The organism is Nocardiopsis sp. ATB16-24, assembly GCF_030271535.1.
GTDB lineage: Bacteria > Actinomycetota > Actinomycetes > Streptosporangiales > Streptosporangiaceae > Nocardiopsis.
The window spans coordinates 31767-54764 of the sequence record NZ_JASCXJ010000018.1; the positions used below are offsets into that span (position 1 = coordinate 31767).

18 protein-coding genes and 1 pseudogene are annotated in these 22998 nt (G+C 69.8%); 7 read left to right on the forward strand and 12 right to left on the reverse strand.

Annotated elements, in window-relative coordinates; all coding sequences use genetic code 11:
- Nucleotides 1-106: 106 nt before the first annotated feature.
- Complete coding sequence (locus PFX91_RS18060) at nt 107-571, forward strand: Lrp/AsnC family transcriptional regulator (protein WP_285733407.1); 465 nt, start codon at nt 107-109, stop codon at nt 569-571.
- Between the two features lie 81 nt (nt 572-652).
- Here the strand turns inward: PFX91_RS18060 and PFX91_RS18065 are convergent, their stop codons facing one another.
- The 3 genes and pseudogenes from PFX91_RS18065 to PFX91_RS18075 all read right to left on the reverse strand — a co-directional run.
- Nucleotides 653-2362 (reverse strand): flavin monoamine oxidase family protein, encoded by a 1710-nt coding sequence (locus tag PFX91_RS18065; RefSeq protein ID WP_285733409.1) that lies wholly within the window; start codon nt 2360-2362, stop codon nt 653-655.
- A gap of 98 nt (nt 2363-2460) precedes the next feature.
- Nucleotides 2461-3270, reverse strand: coding sequence for a carbon-nitrogen hydrolase family protein (locus tag PFX91_RS18070; protein ID WP_285733411.1), 810 nt, complete (start codon nt 3268-3270; stop codon nt 2461-2463).
- A 215-nt stretch (nt 3271-3485) separates the two neighbouring features.
- Nucleotides 3486-3833: pseudogene (locus tag PFX91_RS18075) on the reverse strand (amino acid permease C-terminal domain-containing protein); the annotation flags it as partial.
- Between the two features lie 138 nt (nt 3834-3971).
- On the opposite strand from PFX91_RS18075, the gene PFX91_RS18080 reads away from it, so the two are divergent.
- Nucleotides 3972-4349, forward strand: coding sequence for a VOC family protein (locus PFX91_RS18080; RefSeq protein ID WP_285733412.1), 378 nt, complete (start codon nt 3972-3974; stop codon nt 4347-4349).
- Between the two features lie 652 nt (nt 4350-5001).
- Here PFX91_RS18080 and ispG read toward each other — a convergent pair.
- From ispG to dxr, 3 genes are all read right to left on the reverse strand, one after another.
- On the reverse strand, nt 5002-6159 hold the full coding sequence (gene ispG, locus PFX91_RS18085; protein ID WP_285733414.1) for a flavodoxin-dependent (E)-4-hydroxy-3-methylbut-2-enyl-diphosphate synthase: 1158 nt from the start codon (nt 6157-6159) through the stop codon (nt 5002-5004).
- A gap of 235 nt (nt 6160-6394) precedes the next feature.
- Nucleotides 6395-7750 (reverse strand): M50 family metallopeptidase, encoded by a 1356-nt coding sequence (locus PFX91_RS18090; protein ID WP_285733416.1) that lies wholly within the window; start codon nt 7748-7750, stop codon nt 6395-6397.
- A 20-nt stretch (nt 7751-7770) separates the two neighbouring features.
- Complete coding sequence (gene dxr, locus PFX91_RS18095) at nt 7771-8991, reverse strand: 1-deoxy-D-xylulose-5-phosphate reductoisomerase (RefSeq protein ID WP_285733523.1); 1221 nt, start codon at nt 8989-8991, stop codon at nt 7771-7773.
- 423 nt (nt 8992-9414) lie between these two features.
- Here dxr and PFX91_RS18100 point away from each other — a divergent pair, with 423 nt between their 5' ends.
- Both PFX91_RS18100 and PFX91_RS18105 read left to right on the forward strand, forming a co-directional pair.
- Nucleotides 9415-11112 (forward strand): alpha/beta fold hydrolase, encoded by a 1698-nt coding sequence (locus PFX91_RS18100; protein ID WP_285733418.1) that lies wholly within the window; start codon nt 9415-9417, stop codon nt 11110-11112.
- 150 nt (nt 11113-11262) lie between these two features.
- Nucleotides 11263-12330, forward strand: coding sequence for a serine protease (locus PFX91_RS18105; protein WP_285733419.1), 1068 nt, complete (start codon nt 11263-11265; stop codon nt 12328-12330).
- Between the two features lie 180 nt (nt 12331-12510).
- On the opposite strand, the gene PFX91_RS18110 is transcribed toward PFX91_RS18105, so the two are convergent.
- Complete coding sequence (locus tag PFX91_RS18110; protein WP_285733421.1) at nt 12511-13935, reverse strand: aldehyde dehydrogenase family protein; 1425 nt, start codon at nt 13933-13935, stop codon at nt 12511-12513.
- A gap of 371 nt (nt 13936-14306) precedes the next feature.
- Between PFX91_RS18110 and PFX91_RS18115 the strand changes: the two genes are divergently transcribed.
- The 3 genes from PFX91_RS18115 (at nt 14307) to PFX91_RS18125 (ending at nt 17897) form a co-directional block, all read left to right on the forward strand.
- Nucleotides 14307-16115, forward strand: coding sequence for a hypothetical protein (locus PFX91_RS18115; protein ID WP_285733423.1), 1809 nt, complete (start codon nt 14307-14309; stop codon nt 16113-16115).
- A 19-nt stretch (nt 16116-16134) separates the two neighbouring features.
- Nucleotides 16135-17019, forward strand: coding sequence for a 3-methyladenine DNA glycosylase (locus PFX91_RS18120; RefSeq protein ID WP_285733425.1), 885 nt, complete (start codon nt 16135-16137; stop codon nt 17017-17019).
- Between the two features lie 407 nt (nt 17020-17426).
- A complete protein-coding gene (locus PFX91_RS18125) occupies nt 17427-17897 on the forward strand; it encodes a hypothetical protein (RefSeq protein WP_285733428.1) in 471 nt (156 codons plus the stop codon).
- Nucleotides 17898-18003: 106 nt separating this feature from the next.
- On the opposite strand, the gene PFX91_RS18130 is transcribed toward PFX91_RS18125, so the two are convergent.
- The 5 genes from PFX91_RS18130 to PFX91_RS18150 form a co-directional block, all read right to left on the reverse strand.
- On the reverse strand, nt 18004-18336 hold the full coding sequence (locus tag PFX91_RS18130) for a hypothetical protein (protein ID WP_285733430.1): 333 nt from the start codon (nt 18334-18336) through the stop codon (nt 18004-18006).
- Nucleotides 18337-18676: 340 nt separating this feature from the next.
- The gene (locus tag PFX91_RS18135; RefSeq protein WP_285733431.1) at nt 18677-19783 is read right to left on the reverse strand and encodes an ABC transporter ATP-binding protein; all 1107 of its coding nucleotides are present in this window, start codon (nt 19781-19783) and stop codon (nt 18677-18679) included.
- A complete protein-coding gene (locus PFX91_RS18140) occupies nt 19780-20898 on the reverse strand; it encodes an ABC transporter ATP-binding protein (protein ID WP_285733433.1) in 1119 nt (372 codons plus the stop codon). The genes PFX91_RS18135 and PFX91_RS18140 overlap by 4 nt, the downstream gene beginning before the upstream one ends.
- 2 nt (nt 20899-20900) lie before the next feature.
- Entirely contained in the window at nt 20901-21944 is a 1044-nt protein-coding gene (locus PFX91_RS18145; RefSeq protein WP_285733435.1) for an ABC transporter permease, read from the reverse strand.
- Entirely contained in the window at nt 21944-22948 is a 1005-nt protein-coding gene (locus PFX91_RS18150; protein WP_285733437.1) for an ABC transporter permease, read from the reverse strand. The genes PFX91_RS18145 and PFX91_RS18150 overlap by 1 nt, the downstream gene beginning before the upstream one ends.
- Nucleotides 22949-22998 lie beyond the last annotated feature (50 nt).

The window sequence follows — 22998 nt, forward strand, 5'->3', positions numbered from 1 at the left end:
ATCAAGAGAAGCGACACGAAGCGATACCGGGCAGGCGAACACACCCCGGTAGCATGTGCCCTGCCTGAAGCCGGGCGGAGGGATCGGCCAGGGACAAGGGGGTGCGATGCGGCTGGATCGTGTCGACGAACGGATCATCGCGATACTCGGCGCGGACGCACGGATGAGCTTCGCCGAGATCGGCGGTCAGGTCGGGTTGAGCCCCTCCGCGGTCAAACGCCGCGTGGACCGGTTGGTCGAGTCCGGGGCGGTACGCGGGTTCACGGTCGTGGTCGAGCCCCAGGCCGTCGGGTGGACCACCGAGGCGTTCATCGAGCTGTACTGCCGCGCCCGCACCTCACCGGGGGAGATCCGGTCGGGGCTGGCGGGGTACGCCGAGATCACCTTCGCGTGCACGGTCACGGGGGAGGCGGACGCCATCGTTCAGGTTCGGGCCCGCGACACCCACCACCTGGAGGAGGTCATCGAGCGTCTGGGCGCGGAGCCGTTCGTGGTGCGGACCAAGAGCACGCTGGTGCTCTCCCGCCTGGTGGAGCAGCCCATTCTCGCCGGGACGGCCGACCTGCCCTGAGACCCTCCACGAGCGGTCCCGAGGACCCCCGTCGGCCCCGAGCGCACGGCTTCGCGCGCCCGGGGCCGACGGTCGTGGCGTTCAGTCCTCGGGAAGGGCGACCGGGGCCAGCTCGTCGAACAGGTCGCCCGGGCCGGGGTTGGACGGGTCGGTTCCGCCCCCCAGGTGGTGCAGCACGCCCCACACGGCGTTCAGCGCGGTCTGCACGGCCCCCTCCGCCCAGCCCGCGGTCCAGGACACGTCGTCGCCGGCCAGGAAGAAGCCGCGGTGGCGCTCCTCCAGGTCGTCCTGACGGAAGTGCGTGAACAGCCGTCGCTGATAGCGGTAGTGGCCGGGCAGGTTGGCCTTGAAGGCCCCCATGAAGTGGGGCTCGTCCTCCCACGACACCGTCACCGGGTCACCGGTGATGTGCGACCGGATGTCGACCCCCGGGTAGATCTTGGACAGTGACGAGAGCATGACCTCCATGCGCTCGTTGACCGACAGCGGGAGCCACTTGAGCGAGTCGTCGCACCAGGTGTAGGACAGGCAGATCGCCGCCGGCCCGTTCGGGTCCTCCCCCTCCAGCAGGTAGGTGCCCCGCGTCATGCGGTCGGTGAGCGTCATGCTCATGAGGTCACGGCCCGTCTCGGGGTCCTTGTCCCGCCAGAAGGCCCGGTCGACCGGAACGAAGAGCTTCGAGGACTCCATGTAGTGGGTGCGCTCGATGGCCGTCCAGTGGTCGATGGGCAGCAGGTCCTCGTCGCAGTCGATCTTGGACAGCAGCATCCAGCTCTGCGCGGTGAACACGGCCGCCGCGTAGGTGCGGATGGACCCCGAGGCGTCGGTGACCGTGATGTTCCCCGACCTCGACCGTCCGGAGGCGGTACGGCGCAACGCGGTGACCGCGGGCCGTGGCTCTCCCCCGTGCAGGGAGGAGAGCGTGGTGCCCTGAGCCCAGTACACGATCTTGTCGGGGGCGTCCTCCCACAGCCGCGACGGCAGTCGGTCCACACCGCCGACGATGCCCCTGTGGTCGTCGTCGGCACCGGTGTAGGTGACGCGCAGGATCTCCAGGATGGAGTTGGGGAAGTCGGTGTCCCACCCTCCGGTGCCGAAGCCCACCTGCCCGAAGATCTCCCGGTGACGGAAGGAGGAGAAGTGCGGGGACTCGCACAGGAACCCGTAGAAGGTCTGGTTGTCGAGCCGGGCGACCAGGTCGTTCCAGATCTTCTTCTGGGTGGCCACGTCACGCTCGCGGATGGCCTGTTGCATACGGGTGTGCTGGACCCTTTCCAGGGTGGCGTCCCAAGCGCGGGCCACCTCACGATAGACCTCGGGCAGGTCGTCGAGGGTGGTGGCGTAGTGGGGGGTGCCCTTGAGGTCGACCACGGTGCTGGGGGTGGCCGGGGAGAGCGGGTTGGGGAAGGGTCTGGTCTCCAGACCGGCCCGGTCCACGTAGTGCCAGAAGGCGGTGGAGGAGGGTGGGAAGCGCATGGCTCCCATCTCGGCGACCACGTCGTCGGGAAAGCCCGGGAACCTCTCCGTGCGCAGTCGTCCACCGATGCGGTCCGCCTCATAGACCACCGGTTTCAGGCCCGCCTTCATGAGTTCGTAGGCGGTGATGATCCCCGACAGGCCGCCGCCGATGACGGCGACCTCGGTGCCGTGCTGCTCGGCGGGGACCTGCCCGAGCCCGGCGGGATGCTCCAGGTAGGCGTCGTAGGCGAACGGGAAGTCCGGTCCGCACATGTTCAGTGGTGTGCTCTGCTCGGGTGCGGCGCCGGCGGCGGTGGGCACGGCGGACGTCATCGGTTCCTCCTTCGGTGGGTGTGGTCCGGGCGGGTCGGGTACGGGGTGGCGCCCCTGGCCGCGCGGGCGGTGGGCGTCCGCGCGGCGGAGGGGGAGGGTCACGAGGTGAGGGAGCGGTACAGCTCCGGGCAGCGGTCCCGCAGGTAGGACTGCTCGGCGCGGGTCCGGGTGATCGCCTCCGGGTCGACCTCACCGATCAGGAGTTGCTCCTCGGGGCCGGCGCGCAGTGTCTCGGAACCGTCGGGTGCCACCAGGACACTGCGGCCCGCGTAGCGCAGATCGCCCTCGGTGTCGCAGCGGTTCACGTAGGCCAGGTGGATCTGGTTCTCCAGGGCGCGCGCGGGCACGAGCCGGTCGCAGACCTCGGTGAAGGGCAGCATGAGCGCCGTGGGCACCAGGAGGAGTTCGGTCCCGGCCAGGGCGTGGGCGCGCACGTTCTCGGGGAACTCCACGTCGTAACAGATCAACAGCCCGACGCGCAGCCCTTCGATGTCGGCCTGCACGACCTGTACGGAGCCGGGGGTGAAGACGTCGCGGTCCAGGTCACCGAACAGGTGCGTCTTGCGGTAGTGCGCCAGTCGGGTCCCGTCGGCGCCGACCAGCTGGACGGTGTTGTACACGGCGCCGTCGGCGCGTTCGGGGAACCCGTGGACGATCGCCACACCGGTGTCGGCGGCGATGCTCGCCACGGCCCGGCTGAGGGGCCCGTCGTCGGGTTCGGCGAGTTCGGACACGGTGTCCGGGCCGAGGTTGTAACCGGTCAGCGACATCTCGGGGCCGATGAGCAGGCGTACTCCGGCGTCCGCGGCGACCTTGGCCCGGTCGGCGAGCCGGTCGAGGGCGTCGGCGGGATCACCGCTGTGCCCGGTGCCCTGGTCCAGGGCCACGCGCAGGGGTCCGCGTGTCACTCCTCACCTTCCTTTTCTCGTGTGGTCTCGGGGTCCGCGTCCACTCTAGGGGCGCAAAGGCGCCGAAAAATTGCACTGAAGGCGTGAAACGCTGCGTGTTTGACCTTAAGTGCGGCCTTTCTTTGCGCGATATCGCTTTTCCGCGCACGAGATCGCTACTCACCGGAACGCCCGGAGGGGCTCGGGGAATTCCCCGAGCCCCTCCGGGCACGCCGTCAGGAGAGTGGTGCGGCCGTGGGTTCGGTCTCCAACCGGGAGCGGCGCATGCTGTAGTCGAAGTAGACGATCAGTCCGACGGCCGGCCAGACCAGGAAGGCCGCCCACACGCTCGGCGACATGCTGAACATCAGGTAGGCGCAGGCCGGCACGCCCAGGATCGGGGTGACCGGGGCACCGGGCACGCGGAAGGCCCGAGGCAGGTCGGGCCTGGAGCGGCGCAACACCACCACGGCGACGTTGACCAGTGCGAACGCGAAGAGCGTGCCGATGGCGGTGGCGTCGGCGAGTGGCCCGAGAGGAACCAGCGCGGCGAGCACGAAGGAGAGGATGACGTTCCGAGCCCTCGTCCGGAAGACACCTCGCCCCCGCCCTTCTCGCCCGATACCGTCGCGGAGGTGTTCGCGAAATGTTCGCACCGAAGGAGGCCCTTGGAACCCGCATGGCCGCCTCGGCACTCCCACATCGAGAGACAGGTTTCTTCCATGGCATGCCGTATCAGTGAGTTCGTGCTCGACTGCCACGACCCCGAGGCCCTCGCGCGGTTCTGGTGCGAGGTCCTGGACTTCGTCGTGCTCGACCGTGACGAGAACGACATCGAGATAGGCCCGCGTGAAGGGTTCGGCGGCCCCCAGCCGGCGATCGTCCTCAGCCGTACCGACGAGCCGAAGAGCGGGAAGCTTCGACTGCACATCGACGTCAACGCCACCGACCGCGACCAGGACGCCGAACTCCAGCGCCTCCTGGCCGCCGGTGCCCGAGCCGTCGACATCGGCCAGACCGGGGAGGAGCCCTGGTATGTGCTCGCCGACCCCGAGGGAAACGAATTCTGCCTGCTCAAGGGCCGGATCGATCCGCTCTGATCGCCCGGGCGGGGGCCTTGGCCACGCCGGGACACCCCGGGAGGTGAGACGGTGAGCCCCGGGAAGAGGGGCCGGGGGGAGGGACGACGGCCCCTACCGCCCCCACGCCCCACCCCTCCCCCGTGATCTTGCTCCCAGCGTCACCGGGAGCACCCCGCAGTGACACCCAGAGCAAGATCACCGGGAAAAAGCGCGGCGCCTCCGCGCGTGGAGCACCGCCTACCGCCTGACCCACGGCGCGCCACCACCATGGACGGAGATCGCGTCCAGGGAGACGAGGGGCGAGGGAGGCGAGAAAGACGAGGGAGGCGGGGAAGATGAGGGAGGCGAGAAAGACGGGGGAGGCGGTCGCGCCATCACGCACACCGGGTGAGGAAGGGGCCGCCCACCACCCACGCGGTCAAGGGCCCGACCGAAAACGCTGCCAGTGCGACACGAGGGCCCTCACCTGCCATTGGCGCCACAGACCCCACCTTCCCCCGTGACGCCCCTACTTCCAGCGGCAGACCGACAAGCCTCCTCGGTCTGCCACCTTCCCCCGTGATCTTGCTCCCAGCGTCACCGGGAGCACCCCGCAGTGACACCCAGAGCAAGATCACGGGGAGGAGAGGGGCCGCCTCCGCTCACGGACGCAGCGAGCCGGAAGGGGGGTTCAGCCGGCCACGGAGACGGTGGGACCGCCCTCTCCGTCCACGGACTCGCCCATCTCCTCGGCGATGCGCATGGCCTCCTCGATGAGGGTCTCCACGATCTTGGACTCGGGCACGGTCTTGATGACCTCGCCCTTGACGAAGATCTGGCCCTTGCCGTTGCCCGAGGCCACGCCCAGGTCGGCGTCGCGCGCCTCGCCGGGGCCGTTGACGACACAGCCCATGACGGCCACGCGCAGCGGCACGTCCAGGCCCTCCAGTCCGGCGGTGACCTCGTCGGCCAGGGAGTACACGTCCACCTGGGCCCGACCACAGCTGGGGCAGGAGACGATCTCCAGACCCCGCTCACGCAGGCCCAGCGACTCCAGGATCTGGTTGCCGACCTTGACCTCCTCGGCGGGAGGCGCCGACAGCGACACCCGGATGGTGTCGCCGATGCCCTCCGACAGCAGCGCGCCGAAGGCCACCGCGGACTTGATGGTGCCCTGGAAGGCCGGCCCGGCCTCGGTCACACCCAGGTGCAGCGGGTAGTCACAGGCCGCCGACAGCTGCCGGTAGGCGTTGACCATCACCACCGGGTCGTTGTGCTTGACCGAGATCTTGATGTCGCGGAAACCGTGCTCCTCGAACAGCGAGCACTCCCACAGCGCCGACTCCACCAGCGCCTCGGGGGTGGCCTTGCCGTACTTGGCCAGCAGCCGCTTGTCCAACGAGCCGGCGTTGACCCCGATCCGGATGGGCGTGCCGGCGTCGCCGGCGGCCTTGGCGATCTCGGCGACCTTGTCGTCGAACTTCTTGATGTTGCCCGGGTTGACCCGCACCGCCGCGCAACCGGCGTCGATGGCCGCGAACACGTACTTGGGCTGGAAGTGGATGTCGGCGATCACCGGGATCGGCGACTTCTTGGCGATGACCGCCAGCGCGTCGGCGTCGTCGTTGGTGGGCACCGCCACCCGGACGATCTGACAGCCCGAGGCGGTCAGCTCCGCGATCTGCTGGAGGGTCGCGTTGATGTCGGCGGTACGGGCGGTCGTCATCGACTGCACCGACACCGGGGCGTCCCCGCCCACGGGGACGTTCCCGACCATGATCTGTCTGGTCTTGCGCCGGGTCGCCAGCGGGCGCGGCGGAGTGGCGGGAATACCGAGATCGACGGTCACGCTTGTTTCACCTCGTCTGCCACCGGAGGGAGGCGGCACTTGATTCGTCCGTTTCGGGAAAGGGTGTCCGGCGCAGCGCGCTGAGACGCGTCCGGAAGGCACCGCTCTGGGCGGCCTCGGATACACCGTCGTTCCCGGATCGCGAACCCAGGTTACCCGTATCCGGAGGGGTGTCCCGCACGGTCGGTCACCGCCGGACCAGCGTGGACACCCCTCGCGAACGTGCCCCGGGGGCTCAACCGAAGAGCTTCACCGGGTTGAACAGGTCGGCGACGAGCAGGACGACGCTGAACACCAGGAAGCAGGCCACCACGACGTAGGCCACCGGTGTCAGCAGCGCCACGTCCACCGGAGCGGGTTCGGGCCTGCGCAGCAGCTTCGCCCAGCCGCGCTTGATCCACTCCCAGAGGGCGCCGGCCATGTGCCCTCCGTCCAACGGCAGGATCGGCAGCAGGTTGAAGGCGAACAGGAAGAGGTTCACCCCCGCCAGGATCTGCAACATGATCGCGGTGGTGTCCGCCACGGGCAGGCCCTGGGCCATGATCTCGCCGCCGATGCGGGAGATGCCGACGATGCCCACCGGGGAGTCCTGGTTGCGCTCCTCACCGAGGAAGGCGGCGGCGAACACGTCGGGGACCTTGCCGGGCAGGGAGGCGAGCGCCTCGCCGACCCCCACCAGCATGTTCCCCATCTCCGCGGCGGACTCGCCGAGGGTGAGCGGGGCGCGTTCGGTGGCGAAGACGATGCCGAGGAAACCCACGGTCTCGGTCTGGTAGACGCGGTAGCCCTGGTCGTCGTAGATCGGATCGCCGTCGGCGTCGGTCTCGTAGACGAACTCGCCCTCGGCGTCGCGGGCGGGGAGTTCGTTCTCCACGATGTCGACGTTCAGCGGCAGACGCTCGCCGTCGCGTTCGACCACGATCTCCGTGGCGCCCAGGGACTCGCGGATCTGACGGTTGGCCGTGTTCCAGTCGGGGGTGGGTTCGCCGTCGACCGCGACGATGACGTCGCCGGGCAACATCCCCGCCTCGGCGGCGGGGGTGGGGGGCGCGTCCTCACAGTCGGTGACGGTGCTGCCGGCGGGCACCACGCACTCGCTGACCTGCCCGATCTGGGTGGTGCTCTGGGGCACGCCGATGCCCATGAACAGCACACCGAGCAGGATCGCGGCCAGGACGACGTTCATCCCCGGTCCGGCGAACATCACGATGAGCCGCTTCCAGGGGGCCCGCTGGTAGAACTGCCGGTCCTGGTCCTCGGGAGTGAGTTCGACGTAGGAGGCCTCGCGCGCGTCCTCGGCCATGGCCCGCCAACGGGAGAGCTTGCCAGAGCCGTCGTCGGAGCGCTGCCGCGCGGGCGGGAGCATGCCCACCATGCGCACGTAGCCCCCCAAGGGGACGGCCTTGATCCCGTACTCGGTCTCGCCTCTGCGGAAGGACCACAGGGTCTTGCCGAAGCCCACCATGAACTCGGTGCACTTGATGCCGAACATCTTGGCCGTGGACATGTGTCCGAGCTCGTGCCAGGCGATCGAGAACAGCAGCCCGAAGACGAACAGCACGATCCCGATCACGGTCATCAGAGCGACCATGCAACTCTCCTCAAGGCGTGTCAGGCCTGGCGCGCGAGCAGCTCACGCGCCCGCGAGCGGGCCCAGTCGTCAGCGGCGTACACGTCGTCCAGGCTCAGCTCCCCGCTCGAGCCGGGGGAACCCCCGGGACGTTCCGTTCGCTGGTGCTCTGAGACTACCTGGGAGACGGTGTCCATGATCGCCGGGAACGCGAGGTTTCCACGGAGAAAGGCACCGACCGCCTCCTCGTTCGCCGCGTTGTAGACCGCGGGGGCCGTCCCCCCCGCCTCCCCGACCTCGCAGGCCAGGCGGACGGCGGGGAAGGCCTCGTGGTCCAGGGGCTCGAAGGTCCAGTTCTGGGCACGGGTCCAGTCCATGCCGGGTGCGGCGTCGGGCACCCGGTCGGGCGAGCCGAGGCCGTAGGCGATGGGGATCATCATGCTGGGCGGGCTGGCCTTGGCGATGGTGGAGCCGTCCACGTACTCGACCATGGAGTGGACGATCGACTGTGGATGGACGACCACGTCGATCCGGTCGAAGGGCACGTCGAACAGCAGGTTGGCCTCGATGACCTCCAGCCCCTTGTTGACCAGGGTGGCGGAGTTGACGGTGATGACCGGGCCCATGCTCCAGGTGGGGTGGTCGAGGGCGTCGGCCGGTGTGACCGAGGCCAGTTCGTCGCGCCCCCTGCCCCGGAAGGGCCCGCCGCTGGCGGTGACCACGAGGCGGCGCACCTCGTCGCGACGGGCGTGCAGGAGGCCCTGCGCGAGGCTGGTGAGTTCGCCCTGGGGCAGGTGCGGGAAGCACTGGGCGATGGCGAAGTGCTCGGAGTCCACGGGGACGATCTGACCCGGCCGGGCGACGGCCCGTACGAGCGGCCCGCCGATGATGAGGGACTCCTTGTTGGCCAGGGCCAGGGTGCGCCCGGCGCGCAGGGCGGCCAGGGTGGACTCCAGTCCCAGGGCTCCGGTGATGCCGTTGAGGACGACGTCGCACGCGCTCCCCGCGAGTTCGGCGATCCCGCCGGGTCCGGCCAGGACGGTGGCGCGGCTTCCGTGTTCGGCGAGGGAGCGCGAGAGTTCCGCGGCGCGACCCGGATCTGCGACGGCGACCCGGTCGACGTCCAGTTCGGCGGCCTGCTTGGCGAGCAGGTCGGCCCTGCCGCCGCCGGCCGCCAGACCCACCACCCGGAAGCGGTGGGGGTTGCGCTGCACGATGTCGATGGCCTGGGTCCCGATCGAGCCGGTGGAGCCGAGGATCACTACTGTTCGCTGCTGTTCTTCTCGCACGGTCTCATTGTCGCCCAACCGGTCGGGGGCACGTGTCCGGGTGAGTCGCACGCCTCCTCGCCCCCGGGCGTGCGCTGCCGCCTCTTTCCGAGGACGGCGGCCCCGCCCCGAGCGTCCTTCGCCCCGAAGGGCCCGGGAGCAGTCCTTCTCGGGTGTTCCGTGAGGTGGACGAGAGCGCCGGGAGGAGCGCGCCGGCGACCCTTCCCCCTCCGGCCGTCATCGGGTCTTTACAACCCGTGTCCGGTGGCCTAACTTGACCGGTGAGTAAGTTACCCGACAGTTAAGCAAACCCCTCACGACCCCGCCGACACCACGAGGTGCCGGCCCTCACCCGATGGCGATATGGCGCGTTGAGCCATCGGTTCCCCCTTCCTCCCCGTCCATCAGAGGACCCCCATGCGCTCTGCAAGGAACACCCCCCGCTCCGCCCCACTGACGGGCGACCCCTCCCCCACCGAAGACGGACCCGGATCAGGCCTTCGTGCCGCCGCGCGCCTCCTTCCCCGACTGTTGTCCTGTGTCATGGCGGCCGTGCTCGTCTCCGTGACGCTCGCCCCCACCCCCGCGTCCGCCGCCATCGGCGCCACCGTCGACTACGAGACCATCGTCAGCCACGACGGCACCAGGCTGAAGGCCAAGGTCATCACCCCCACGGGCGTGGAGGGCCCGCACCCGTTGCTGGTCATGCCCGCGGCCTGGGGCACGCCCCACATCCTCTACGTCGGGGCGGCGGCCAAGCTCGCCCACGAGTCCGGCTACCAGGTCGTCGCCTACACCTCACGCGGTTTCTGGGACTCCGGAGGCGCGATCGAGATCGCCGGTCCCGAGGACCGCGCCGACGCCGGTGCCGTCATCGACTGGGCCCTGGAGAACACCGACGCCGACCCCGACCGCATCGGCATGGCCGGGATCTCCTACGGCGGTGGGATCAGCCTGCTCACGGCGGCCGAGGACGACCGCGTCCGGGCCGTGGCCTCGCTGAGCGGCTGGGCCGACCTGGCCGTCTCGCTTTACCCCGACCAGACGATCGACGCACAGTCGGCGGAGCTGCTCCTGCTCGCCGGAAGCCTCACCGGCAACCCCGGCACGACTCTGCGGGAGGTCGATAGCGCGTACCGGCGGGGCGACATCCAACCCGCCCTGGACATGGCCCCCGACCGTTCCGCCGCCACCAAGGTCGACGCGATCAACGCCAACGGCACGGCCGTAATGATGGCCCACGCCTGGAACGACGGCATCTTCCCCGTCGGCCACATCACCGACTTCTACGAGGAGTTGGACGTCCCCAAGAGGCTGATGTTGACCCCCGGCGACCACGCCACACAGGAGGCCTTCGGCGCGCTCGGTCTGCCCAGTGAGGTCTGGGAGGCCCTCGCGGACTGGTTCGACCACCACCTGAAGGGCGAGGACAACGAGGTGGACGTCGACGGTCCCGTGCACGTCAAGCCCAACAACGGGCGCGGCGGCTGGACCTCCCACCCCGACTGGCCGTCCGTGACCGCGGACACCGAGCAGTACTACCTGGCCAAGCCGAGCACCGACTGGTTCCGTTGGCAGAGCAGCGGCGCCATGGAGTCCGCGCCCTCCACCGGGTGGAACTACCGGTTCCGGACCGGCATCGGCACTCCGGCCGAGAGCGGCACGCTGATGCTGTCCGGAGCGCTCCAGCAGTTCTTCGACATTCCGACCGGGGTGCTGCTGCCCACGGTGGACCGCTACCGTGCGGCCGTGTGGACCGGCCCCGCCTACCCCGACGGTGCCCGTGTGGCGGGCGCCCCGGAGGTCACGTTCACGTTCACGCCGACCACCGCGAACCAGTCGGTGTACGTGTATCTGTACGCGGTCAACGGCAACGGGACCGGCTCCCTGCTCTCCCACACCCCCTACACCCTGCGGGACGTCGCTCCCGGAGAGCCCGTCACGGTGAACACCGAACTGGCACCGGTGGTGTGGGACGTGCCCGCCGGACATCGTCTGGCCCTGGTGGTGGACAGCCGCGACGCGCGCTATCGAAGTGAGAGCGTGGTCGGCGACCAGGTCACCGTGACCTCCCCCGAGGGGGCACCCGCTCAGATCACGGTGCCGTTCGCCTGACCGAGGACCCGGGACGGCGGTGCGCACGCGCTCCGTCCCGGGCGGCTTCCGGCCGTCTCCGTTCCGGAGGCGGCCGGCTCTGTTCCCCCACCTTCACAACACAAACCCAAAGTAGCCACGTTGTGACTTAATGTGTGCAAGGATGCGGCCATGACCTCGCCCACCGCACACAAGATCCTCGCTCCCCTCGCCGCCGCCGCGGTCACGCTGGGAGGACTCGCCCTCGTCGAGAGACTTCCCGCTCCGGCCCCCGTCTCCGCCGTCACCCAGGCCATCCACGTGGCGGACTCCCCCGAGACTCCGGCCGAGACGAACCGTGAGGCACTGTCGCGGGTGGACGGGGTCTCCCATCAGTCGGCGGCGGTGACCGGCACCGAGCACCAGGCCGTCCTGGACTACTGGACCGAAGAGCGCATGGCCGCGGCCACACCCATCACCAACATGGTGGAGGGAGCACTGTCGCTTCCCGGGGAGATCCTGTCCCCGGACATCGTGGAGCACCAGGCCGCCCCGCACCCCAACAGCAGCGGCGAGCGCTGGACCGCGGGGGGGCTGGTCGCCAAGACCACGGGCAAGGTCTACCTGACCATGAACGGGCGCGACTTCACCTGCTCTGCATCGGTGGTGGAGGCCGCGAACAGGAGCACCCTGGTCACCGCCGGACACTGCGCCAAGGACGGCAAGGGCGCCTGGGCCCGCAACTGGACCTTCATCCCCGCCTACGCCTCCGGCAAGGCCCCGTACGGCAGGTACACCGCCCGCGATATGTTGGTGCCGCCCCAGTGGTCGAGGCAGGCGGACGACAGTTACGACTTCGCCATGGTGGTGGTCAACACCGACAAGGGCACGCCCGTGCAGGACCGGGTCGGCGCCCATCGGATCGCCTTCGACTCCTGGGGCGGGGGCGGCGCGCGCGAAGGGGTGCAGGTGTACACCTTCGGCTACCCGGCCTCCTCCCCCTACAACGGCAGGAACCTGTACTACTGCTCGGGCCGTACCAAGCCCGACACCGGAGGGACCACGGCCAACGGCGTGCGCTGCGCCATGACCCAGGGTTCCAGCGGAGGACCGTGGTTCACCGGTTTCGACACCGCGACCGGCAAGGGAGAGATCTCCTCGGTCATCAGCTTCAAGTACGCCAACGACCGCCGTACCCAGTACGGTCCCCGGTTCGGTGGGCAGGCGCGCGAACTGTACGACCACGCGGTCCGGCTCTGAGGCGCCCGCCCGGCGGTGGGCGCTCCGCGCGTTCCTCGCCCGGGGGCGCCCCCGGGCGAGGAACGCGGCGAACGGGCCGGAGGACTCCACTCGTGGGGGACCCTCCTGGCCCCCTGACGCGGCGGCGCCACGGCGCCGCCGCGATCCTCCCGTCCCCCGTGGTACGGGAGGGCCAGGCTCCTACAGGTCCAGACCGGTGAGCACCATGACCCGTTCGTAGGTCAGGTCGGTCATGGCCGCACGCACACCCTCCTTGCCCACACCGGAGCCCTTGACACCGCCGTAGGGCATCTGGTCGGCGCGGAACGTGGGCACGTCGCCGATGACGACGCCTCCCACCTCCAACTCTCGGTGGGCGCGGAAGGCGGTGTGCAGGTCACGGGTGAACACGCCCGCCTGGAGTCCGAAGTCGCTGTCGTTGACCGCGGCGAAGGCGGCATCGGTGTCGGCCACGCGCTGTAGGACCAGAACCGGCCCGAACACCTCCTCGCGCACCACCTTGGCGTCGGCGGGCACCTGCGCGAGCACGGTCGGCGCGACGGTGAGCCCGTCGCGGGTGCCCCCGGTCAGGACCTCGGCCCCGGCCTGGACCGCCTCGTCGATCCAGGCGGACACACGCTCGGCGGCGGCCTCGTCCACGAGCGGGCCCACGTCCGTGGCCGGATCGGCCGGATCGCCCACGCCCAGGGCCTCCACACGTTCCACCAGGCGCGAGACGAACTCGTCGTAGACGCCGTCCTCGACGACGACCCGCTGCACGCCGATGCACACCTGGCCGGCCTGGTTGTTGCCGAACAGGGCCACCCGCTGTGCCGCCCAGTCCAGGTCCGCGTCGGCGAGCACCACCGCGGCGGCGTTGCCGCCCAGTTCCAGGGTGACGTGCTTACGCGGGGCCAGCTCGGGCAACCGCCAACCGAAGGGGCCTCCGGTGAAGGAGATGACGGGCAGGCGCTCGTCGGTGATCAGCGAGGCCGCGCGGTCGTTGGGCATGGGCAGCACCGACACCATGCCGCCGGGCAGGTCCGTCTCGGCGATGATCTCGCCCAGGAGCAGCGCCGTCATCGGGGTCGCGGGAGCGGGCTTGACGATGATGGGGGCACCGACGGCGATGGCCGGGGCCACCTTGTGGGCGACCAGGTTGATCGGGAAGTTGAACGGGGAGATGCCCAGGACCGGCCCCTTGGGCACACGGCGGATCAGGGCCATGCGTCCGGTGCCGCCGGGGTCGGTGTCCAGGCGTTGGAGCTCGCCGCTGTCGCGGCGGGCCTCCTCCGCCGCCCAACGGAACACGGACACGGCGCGCCCGGCCTCGGCACGGGCCCACTTGATCGGTTTGCCGCTCTCGGCGGTGATGGTCCGGGCGATCTCCTCGGCGCGCTCGCCGATGCGTCGGGAGACGTGGTCGAGGGCATCGGCCCGTACGTGGGCGGGCAGGGCGGCCGCACGGGAGGCGACCGCGTGCGCGGCGGCCACGGCCTGCTCGATCTGCTCGACGTCGGGGACGGAGACCGTGCCCGCGCTCTCGCCGGTGTAGGGGTTGACGACGGTGAACTCGGTGTCGCCGGTCGCGGCGGTGCCGGCCAGCCAGAACGGACGCGTAGACATGCACGTGACGCTAGTGCCGCACCGGGCACGTCCGCCTTGTCCACTTCTGCCAACCGGAGATCGGGAATTGGACGTGTTGGAGTAGCATCCAGCGGCCGGAGAGCCCGGGTTCTGCGGGTGGAGAACAGCTGGAGAGTAGTACCGTAAGGGACCACCGGCCCCCGGGCCGGGAACACGGGAACGGCTTCGTCCGGCGGGGTCCGGGGTCGTGCCACCACGCATCCGTAGGGAGGGTCCACAGCCCGCGCGGGGATCTTCGGTCGACCGACTGGCGCGGCGGGTCTCCTTCGTCCACAGTGGGGAAGAGGGCTCTGCCGACGTGTTCGGCCGGACCCTCGGGTCCGCCTCCGCCGGGAGCCCGGGAGTGCTCATTGCCACTTGTCTACCGCACGCTCGTCGCAGTCCCGGAGCACGACGGTGATCTGGTCGCCACCGCGGCCGCGGTCCTGTCCCGGTGGTTGAGCAAGCGCGGGAACTCGGGCGCGCGCGTGGATTTCACCGCCTCGGGCCGCTTCGAGCTGAGCAACCGTTCTCGGGCCCTGGTGGTACGGCACGACAACCCCGAGGAGGGCCTGTCCTTCCTACGGCTGACCACCGAGTCCGACAAGGCGGACGGACTGTGGCGGACCATCACCACCGTGGTCGTGGACCCCGACCTCTCCCCCCGCAGGTACGTGTGGATCGACATGACCGTGGAGCCGACCGGCCCGGCCGTGGACGTGGTCGACTCCTCGCGGTTGGACATCATGCCTCCCGAGTCCGCCCGGATGCTCCTGGACAAGGTGGAGGGGCATGACGGTGACCATCCCCTCCCCGCCACGCCCCGGATCGTGCGTGGCCGGGACGACCTCCTGGTGGACACCCTGGTGGCCACGATCCGCGACCCTCGACGACGCATGGCGGTGGTCGTCACCGGCGCGCCCCGGGACGTCACCGTGGCCGACTGGCGCGGCGCCATGGCGGGAGCGCTCTCCCGCTGCACCGGGATGTGCGGTGGCTACGTCCTCGACGCCGCCGCCCAGGAGCGCATGGACGCCCTGCTGCCCCGGAGTCTGGACGTGCCCTCGGGCGGGGTGCGCACGTTCTTACCGCGCGTGGACCTGCACGACGAGGCCGACGCGGCACGCCACCCACGGATGAGTCCGGCCACCCTCGACACCGCGCGCGAGGGCGAACGCATCCGTAACTGGGTGGGCGCCGCCCTCTCCCGTCGGGTACGCGACAACGCCCTGGACGTGCGCCTGCCCGAAGCGCTCCAGGCGGTGGACGCCCTGCTGGCCGAGGAGACCGACGACGTGCGACGTCTCCCGGCCGGCACCGGTCCCGGTTCCGGGTCGCGCCCACCCGATCCTCGGGATCGGGCCGCCGTCCCTCGGACGGTACCGGGTTCGGAGGATCCCGACCCGGTCCTCGCCCAGGAGCGCGAGGTGTGGGAGCAGCAGACCCAGCGTCTGAGGGAGGAGATCACCCGACTCGGCTCCAGGATCGGGGACCTGGCGGAGGAACGCGACGAACTCCTGGCCGAGACGGCCGATCTGAGCGAGGAGCTCGACGCCGCACGCGAGCGGCTGCGCGTCGCACGCCACGAGATCCGCTGGCTGCGGGAGCAGGCGCGTGAGGCCGGGATGTTCCGGTTGGCGGCCTCGGTCGCGCCGCGCGATCCGCGCCGGCCCCCGCCCGGCAGTGTGAGCGAGCTCTTGGAGCGGATCACCGACGACTCGGAGCTGCCGCACCTGTACTTCACCATCGAGGACCAGACGGTCTACGAACTGTCCGACAGTCGTAAGGAGTCCTTGTGGGTCACCCGTGCCTGGGAGGCGCTGTTGGCCCTGAACGACTACGCCCGGTACCAGTTCGACAATCCGGGCAGCGGCATGGGCTTCCACTCCTATTTGAGGGAGAACCCCGACGGCTACCAGGTGATCCCCCTCAAGCGGCTCGCCTCACAGGAGTCGGACTACGTGCGCAACCGGGGCAAGCTCAACGACAAACGTCTGTTCCGGGTGCCCGAGGAGGTCGAGCCGGGAGGGCGGGTGCCCATGTACGCCCACATCAAGCTCGACATCGAGTACGGGATCTGTCCGAGGCTGTACTTCTACCCTCATCTGGGTCCGGGGACCACCAACCGTGTGTACGTCGGTTACCTGGGGCGGCATCTGCCCGTGCAGCAGTCGAACTGACCTTACGTACCCTGGGGCCGTGAGGAAGACGAGCATCCAGGCACCGACCGTGCTGACCGAACAGCGGTGGCGCGAGCGCGCCGAACGGCACGGCGAACGTGTGGACGCACTGGTGGCCGACCACCTACGGCGACGCCGGGAGGGCGTGCGCCATCCGGTGGAGGACTTCCTTTTCACGTACTACAACCTCAAGCCCGCCCAGCTACGACGTTGGCACCCGGGGGTGGGCACGGTCCTGGCGGGCCGGGGGGCGCGCGTCCGCCTGGAGGAGCGTTTCTACACCGAGCTTCCCGGCGGGACGGTGGGTCTGGACACCGAGGCCTTCCTGGCCGCACGTCCGGTGGTGGCCTTCGTGGAACGGCTGCTGTCGTCGGTCGCCTCACGCCCGCCGCACCTGGGCTGCTTCGGCCTCCACGAGTGGGCGATGGTGTACCGGACCGAGCAGGTGCGGCACGACCGGGTACCGCTGCGGTTGGGCCGTGAGGGCACCGACAAGGTGGTGGAGTCGCACCGGATCCAGTGCTCCCACTTCGACGCCTTCCGCTTCTTCACCGAGCCCGCGCGTCCCCTCAACACCCTGCGACCGACCCGCGAGGGGCAGACCGCGATGGACCAGCCCGGATGCCTGCACGCCAACATGGATCTGTACAAGTGGGCGTACAAGCTGACCCCCGCCGTGCCGTCGGAACTGGTGGTGGACTGCTTCGAGTTCGCACGGGAGATCCGGACCCTGGACATGCGCGCCTCCCCCTATGACCTCACCGCGTGGGGATACGCACCGGTGCGCGTGGAGACGGCCGAGGGCAAGGCCGACTACATGCGGGCTCAGCAGGACTTCGCCGGGCGCGGCGCGGTCCTGCGTGAACGCCTGCTCGACGTGTGCCGCGCCCTGCGCGAGGGCTGAGGTCCCCGCCGTGGGACAGGCGTCCCCGGCTCCGCCGGTCCGAGGGCGTGTTCGCGGAACGGGCGCCCGGGCGGGCGGAGATGACGGTCGACCCTCGCGGCCCGGCCTGCGCTCTCTGGGTCGCGGTGGGCCCGACGGCGACCGAGTCGCCCCCGCCGGAGCGGGGAGGAGATCGGGGCGGACACACGTGCCCGTGCGAGGCCGGCCGCACGTCGGTGGAACCTCCGTCGGTCGTAGGGGAACGGGAGCGTGGCGGAGAGGATCCTCGTTCTCGCCTCCTCCCCCGCGTTCCGGTCCTCCCTCACCGCGACCCCGCTGTTTCCGAAGAAGAACCCCCGAGTACGGTGGAACACCGCACCAGAATCATGAAGAATATGTATGTTGAAAACGAATAAAAAGTGATTCCCATGAATACGTACCACAGGAAGGTGATCGCGGGTCCGGCATTGGTGATCCCCATGATCATCACGTCGCTGATCGGTTTCGGCGTCCTGTTCGCGGCCATGCGTTCGCGCCCCGAGGAAGTGGGAGGAATGCTGGTCATCGTCGCGGCACTGATCGTGACGCCGCTCCTGATGTGCCTGCCCCATGTCCGCGTCAGACTGTCCGGCGACACACTCTTCCTACGCCTGTGGCCGTTGTGGAAAAAATCCATCCAGGTCGATCGGATCCATTCCTTGAAGATCGTTCCGGTAAAGCCCCTCGCTGATTTCGGGGGCATCGGGATCCGACTGGGCGGTGAGGGCGCGACCGGACTCTTGATGCGGGGCGGCGACGGTGTCGAACTCACCCTCGACCAGGGGCGACGCTACGTCGTGGTCGTTCCGGACGCCGAGGTCCTGGCTCGGCGCATCACGGCGGCGCAGAAACAGGCCTGAGCCGAACGGGTCTTTCCCCCTCTTCTGGGCTCGGTCGCCCCGCTTCCAGGAGTGTCCCCGTCCGGTCCGGCACGGGGGAGCGCGGAGCGGACGGACCGCTCTTGCGTCAGGCCCCGCCGTCCGGGTTCCACAGCGCCAGGCCGGCGAGGGCCGAACAGAAGACGACCGACAGGACGAACAGCGGCACACGTAGTCCGCGCCGTCCCACGGAATCGGCCGCGACCCGCGCCAGATGCCACATACCGACGGTGGCCCCCGCGACCACCGGGCCCACGCCCAGTGCCCACAGCACCATCGGGTCCGTCATCCGCTCACCCTGCCCCTGGTCGGCGAGAAGCCAGAGAGAGGAGCCCAGGGACAGCGACCAGATCCGCGTCCGGTCCAGCAGGCGCTGGATGCCCAGGGTGACATGGCGGAGCAGGAGGGAGATCAACAGCACGAGAGAAGCACCACCATCTGAGGGTCGTCACCGGATCGGACGTCGTCGACCGGGCGGGGGTTCCCGACGAAGACACCGTCGCCTCCCCGGGCGACATGGCTCCGAGGTCGCCGGAACCGCCCCCGCGTCCCCTGGCCCGGGAGTCACGGAGCGGAGCCGACGAAGGTCATGACCCAGATTCTCGCAGAACGCCTCCCGAGGGGAGTCGTCCCCGTCATCACGTGGCCGTGAGGGATCCACGGCCTCGGGATGACAGGTGTCATGTCCCATCCGGAGCACGGCGGCGTCGACCTGACGGGCGGTTCCCCGGGTCCCGGGGAACCGCCCGCCGCCGGTCGGCTCAACCGGCGCCGTGCACGATGCGCTCGGCCATGTCCTCGTTGGGGTGGATTTCACCTGCGAGGATCTGTTCGGCGTAGTGACAGGCGACACGGTGGGTGCTGCCCTCGGCGGCCCCGTCGAGCGGGCGGAGCTCGGGCCGCTCGGTGTCGCACCGTTCCTTCTGCCGCCACGGGCAACGGGTGTGGAAGCGGCATCCGGTGGGCGGATCGGCGGGCGAGGGCAGGTCCCCGGAGAGCAGGATGCGCTCCCGGGTGTCCTCCACCTGCGGGTCCGGTACCGGTACCGCCGACATCAGTGACCGCGTGTACGGGTGCATGGGTGTTTCGTACAGTTCGTCGCTGGAGGCCTCCTCCACCAGCGAACCCAGGTACATCACCCCGACCATGTCGCTGACATGACGGACCACCGCCAGGTCGTGCGCGATCACCAGGTAGGTCAGCCCCAGCTCCTTCTGTAGGCTCTCCAGCAGGTTGAGCACCTGTGCCTGGATCGACACGTCCAGCGCCGACACCGGCTCGTCGCAGATGATGAGGTCCGGTTCCAGCACCAACGCGCGGGCGATACCGATGCGCTGACGTTGTCCCCCGGAGAACTCGTGCGGGTAACGGGTGAGCGCCTTCGCCGACAGGCCCACCCTCTCCAGTGCCTCGACCACGCGTCTGCGCTGGTCCTTCAGAACCTCCTCGCGACGCTGCCCGCCCCCCTGCGGCCCCTCGCCCTCGGCCGGACCGCCGATCCCGTGGGTCTGCAACCCCTCCAGGAGGATGGACCCGATGTTCTGTCGGGGGTTGAGGCTGCCCAACGGGTCCTGGAAGACCATCTGTAGGTTCTTGCGCTCACGGCGCATCGACTCACCGTCCAGTCCGGCCAGGTCCCGACCGTCGAAGAGCACCTCGCCTTCGGTGATGTCCACCAGCCGCAGCACGGCCCGGCCCAGAGTGGTCTTGCCGCAGCCGGACTCCCCCACCAGGCCGTAGGTCTGGCCCCGCCGGATCTCCAGGCTCACCCCGTCCACGGCCCGTACGTGTCCGACCGTTCGGTCGAAGAGCACTCCCTTTCGGATGGGGAAGTGCACCTTGAGGTCGTTGATCCGCAGCAGACTCATCCCTGCGCCTCCTCGTCTTCGCCGACCAGGGCCGGGCCCTCCAGTGAGGGCCGGTCCAGGACGTCCGCGTGGCCGATGGGGTTCACGCACCGGTGCACGTGCTCGGCGCCCCCCGCTCCGGCGGTGTCGCTCCGCTCCCGACCCTCCACCCCGGCCGCGGTGCCCACCGCCGCCAGCGCGGGCGGTCCTTGCAGGCACTCCAAGGTGTAGTGGTCGCAGCGGGGCGCGAACGCGCATCCCTTCGCCCAGGCGATGTTGTCGTTGATCGATCCGCGGATGGGGGTGAGCGGTTCGCCCCGGGGAGCGTCCAGCCGCGGGATGGAGCCCAGCAGTCCGACCGTGTAGGGGTGGGTGGGATCGGCGAACAGCGGCGCGCGGGGGGCCTTCTCCACGGCCCTGCCCGCGTACAGGACGTTGATGTCGTCGCACAGGCCCGCGACCACGCCCAGGTCGTGCGTGATCATCAGCAGTGCGGTGCCCTCCTCCGTGACCAGGTCCTTGAGCAGTTCCAGGATCTGCGCCTGGATGGTGACGTCGAGGGCGGTGGTGGGCTCGTCGGCGATCATCACCCGAGGACGGCAGGCCACCGCCATGGCGATCAGCGCGCGCTGGCGCATACCGCCCGACAGTTGGTGGGGGTACTCGCGCAGGCGGCGGTTCGGGTCGGGGATGCCCACGCGGTTCAGCAGCTCCGCGGCCTCCTTCTCCGCGGCCGAGCCGCGCATGCCCCGATGCCGTTTCAGGATCTCGGTGACCTGGCGGCCGATCGGCACCACGGGGTTGAGGGAGCTGAGCGGGTCCTGGAAGATCATCGCCAGCCGCGACCCGCGCAGGTCGCGCATCTTTCTTTGCGAGAGCTTCAGCAGGTCGACGGGGCCCTCGGGCAGGCGCATGACGGCGCTTCCCCCGACCTTCACCCCCCGTTCGGGGAGCAACCCCATCAGGGCGAGCGAGGTGACGCTCTTTCCACAGCCGGACTCGCCGACCAGGCCGGTCACCCGGCCCTCCTCCAGGGTGAAGGACACCCCGTCCACGGCCCGCACCTCGTCGGAGCCGCGCCCGCCGAACACCACGGACAGCTCGTCCACCGCCAATAGCGGCGTGCTGGAACTCATGGTCACTTCCTCAGCTTCGGGTCGAGTGCTTCGCGCATCGCCTCGCCCAACAGGGTGAAGCCCAGGGCGGTGACGATGATGGCCAGTGCCGGGTACACGGCCAGCTGCGGTGCGCTGGACAGGAACCGCTGGGCGTCGGCGAGCATGGTCCCCCACTCGGGGAAGGCCGGGTCCGGGTTGCCCAGTCCCAGGTAGGACAGGGCCGCCGCGTCGATGATGGCCGTGGCCAGGGTGAGCGTGGACTGCACGATCACCGGTCCGAGCGAGTTCGGCAGGATGTGCGCCAGGGCGATCTTGTGTTTGCGCACACCCAGCGCGCGGGCGGCCAGCACGTAGTCGCGACTGCCTTGGGAGAGCATCGCCCCGCGCAGCAAGCGGGCGAAGATCGGGACCTGGGCGACGCCGACCGCGAGCATGACCGTGGTCAGACTGGGGCCGACGAGAGCGGCGATGGTGACCGCCAGGAGCAGGGTGGGCAACGCCAGCATCATGTCGATGACGCGCATGACCACGTTGTCGACCTGGCGCCCCCAGTATCCGCCCAGGACCGCGGCCGCTCCGGCCGTGCCGCCGAGCAGGGCGCCGACGCCGAAGCCGACCAGAGTGGCGACCACACCGACCAGGAGGGTCTGTCGGGCGCCGATCACCATGCGGGAGAACTGGTCGCGTCCCAGGTTGTCCAGGCCGAGCCAGTTCTCGGCGCGCGGGCCGACGAACACGTTGCGGTTGGGGAAGACCTCCGCGCCCCACGTCTGGGCCGTGGGGCTGTAGGGGGCGATGAGCGGCGAGAACAGCGCCACGATCAGGAAGATCGCGACCAGGACGGCGCCCGTGATGGCCATGGGGCTGCGGCGCATCCGGGCCAGGGCGGTGCGCCAGACGCCGGCGCCGTGGTCGCTCTCCTCGCGCCGGCCCATGAGTTCGGCCAGTCTGTCGATCTTGGCCGCCTTGCGTCCGAGCAGGGGGGTGCGCTCGTCGGTGGCGTCGGTGTGTTCCGGGGCGTCCTGGGTCTCGGACCGGTTCTGGGAGCTCGGTGTCGTCGGCATCACTGGGCCCGCACTCTCGGGTCGAGGAGGCTGTAGGAGATGTCCACCAACAGGTTGATGAACACGTACAGGGTCGCGATGAGCAGGATGAACCCGGTCAGGACCGGGTAGTCGCGCGTCTGTGTGGCGGCGTAGATGAAGGAGCCGATCCCTGGGAAGGCGAAGACGCTCTCGGTGAGCACCGCTCCGGCGAACAGGCTTCCGGTGAGCAGACCGACCGCGGTCACCACCGGCAGGAGGGCATTGCGCATCACGTGGCGGGTGCGCACGGTGCCCGGCCGCAGTCCCTTGGCGTTGGCGGTGCGCACGTAGTCCTCGCCGAGGACCTCCAGGACGCTGGCCCGGGTCATGCGCACGATCACGGCGAGGGGGATCGAGGCCAGCGCGACCCCGGGCAGGGCGAGGTGGAGCAGGGCGTCCCACACCACGTCGAACTCACCCGTCCTGATGCCGTCGAGGACGACGAAACCGCTGAGGTCGGTGCGACTCATGCCCGGGGACAGCCGGAAGGCCGAGGGGAACAGTCCGAGCCGTTCGGCGAAGACCACCTTCAGGATGAAGGCGAGGAAGAACACCGGTGTACAGATGCCCAGGAGGGAGCCGCCGACGGCGGCGAAGTCCAGTGCGGACCCTCGCTTGCGCGCGGCGAGGTAACCGAGGGGGACGCCCACGGCGACCGCGATCAGCATCGCGGTGACGGCCAGTTCGAACGTGGCCGGAAAGCGTGTCATGAACTCCTCGGTGACCGGCCGACTGGTCATGAGGGAGGTTCCGAGGTCGCCTTGGACGATACGGCGCAGGAAGGCGAGGTACTGAACCGTGAGCGGTTCTTCCAGGCCGAAGGACCGTCGCAGCTGGGCACGCTGTTCGGCGGTCGCGTCGTCGGGGAGGAGGGCGTACTCCGGTCCGCCCGGCAGCCGTTGCAGCCAGACGAACAACAGGATCGACAGGCCGCCCAGTGTCGGGATCAGCTGTAGGAGACGCCTGACGATGAATCGCAGCACCTTCGCCGCCTTTCGCCAGTGTGGGAACGATGGACGCGAAGCGTCCCCGC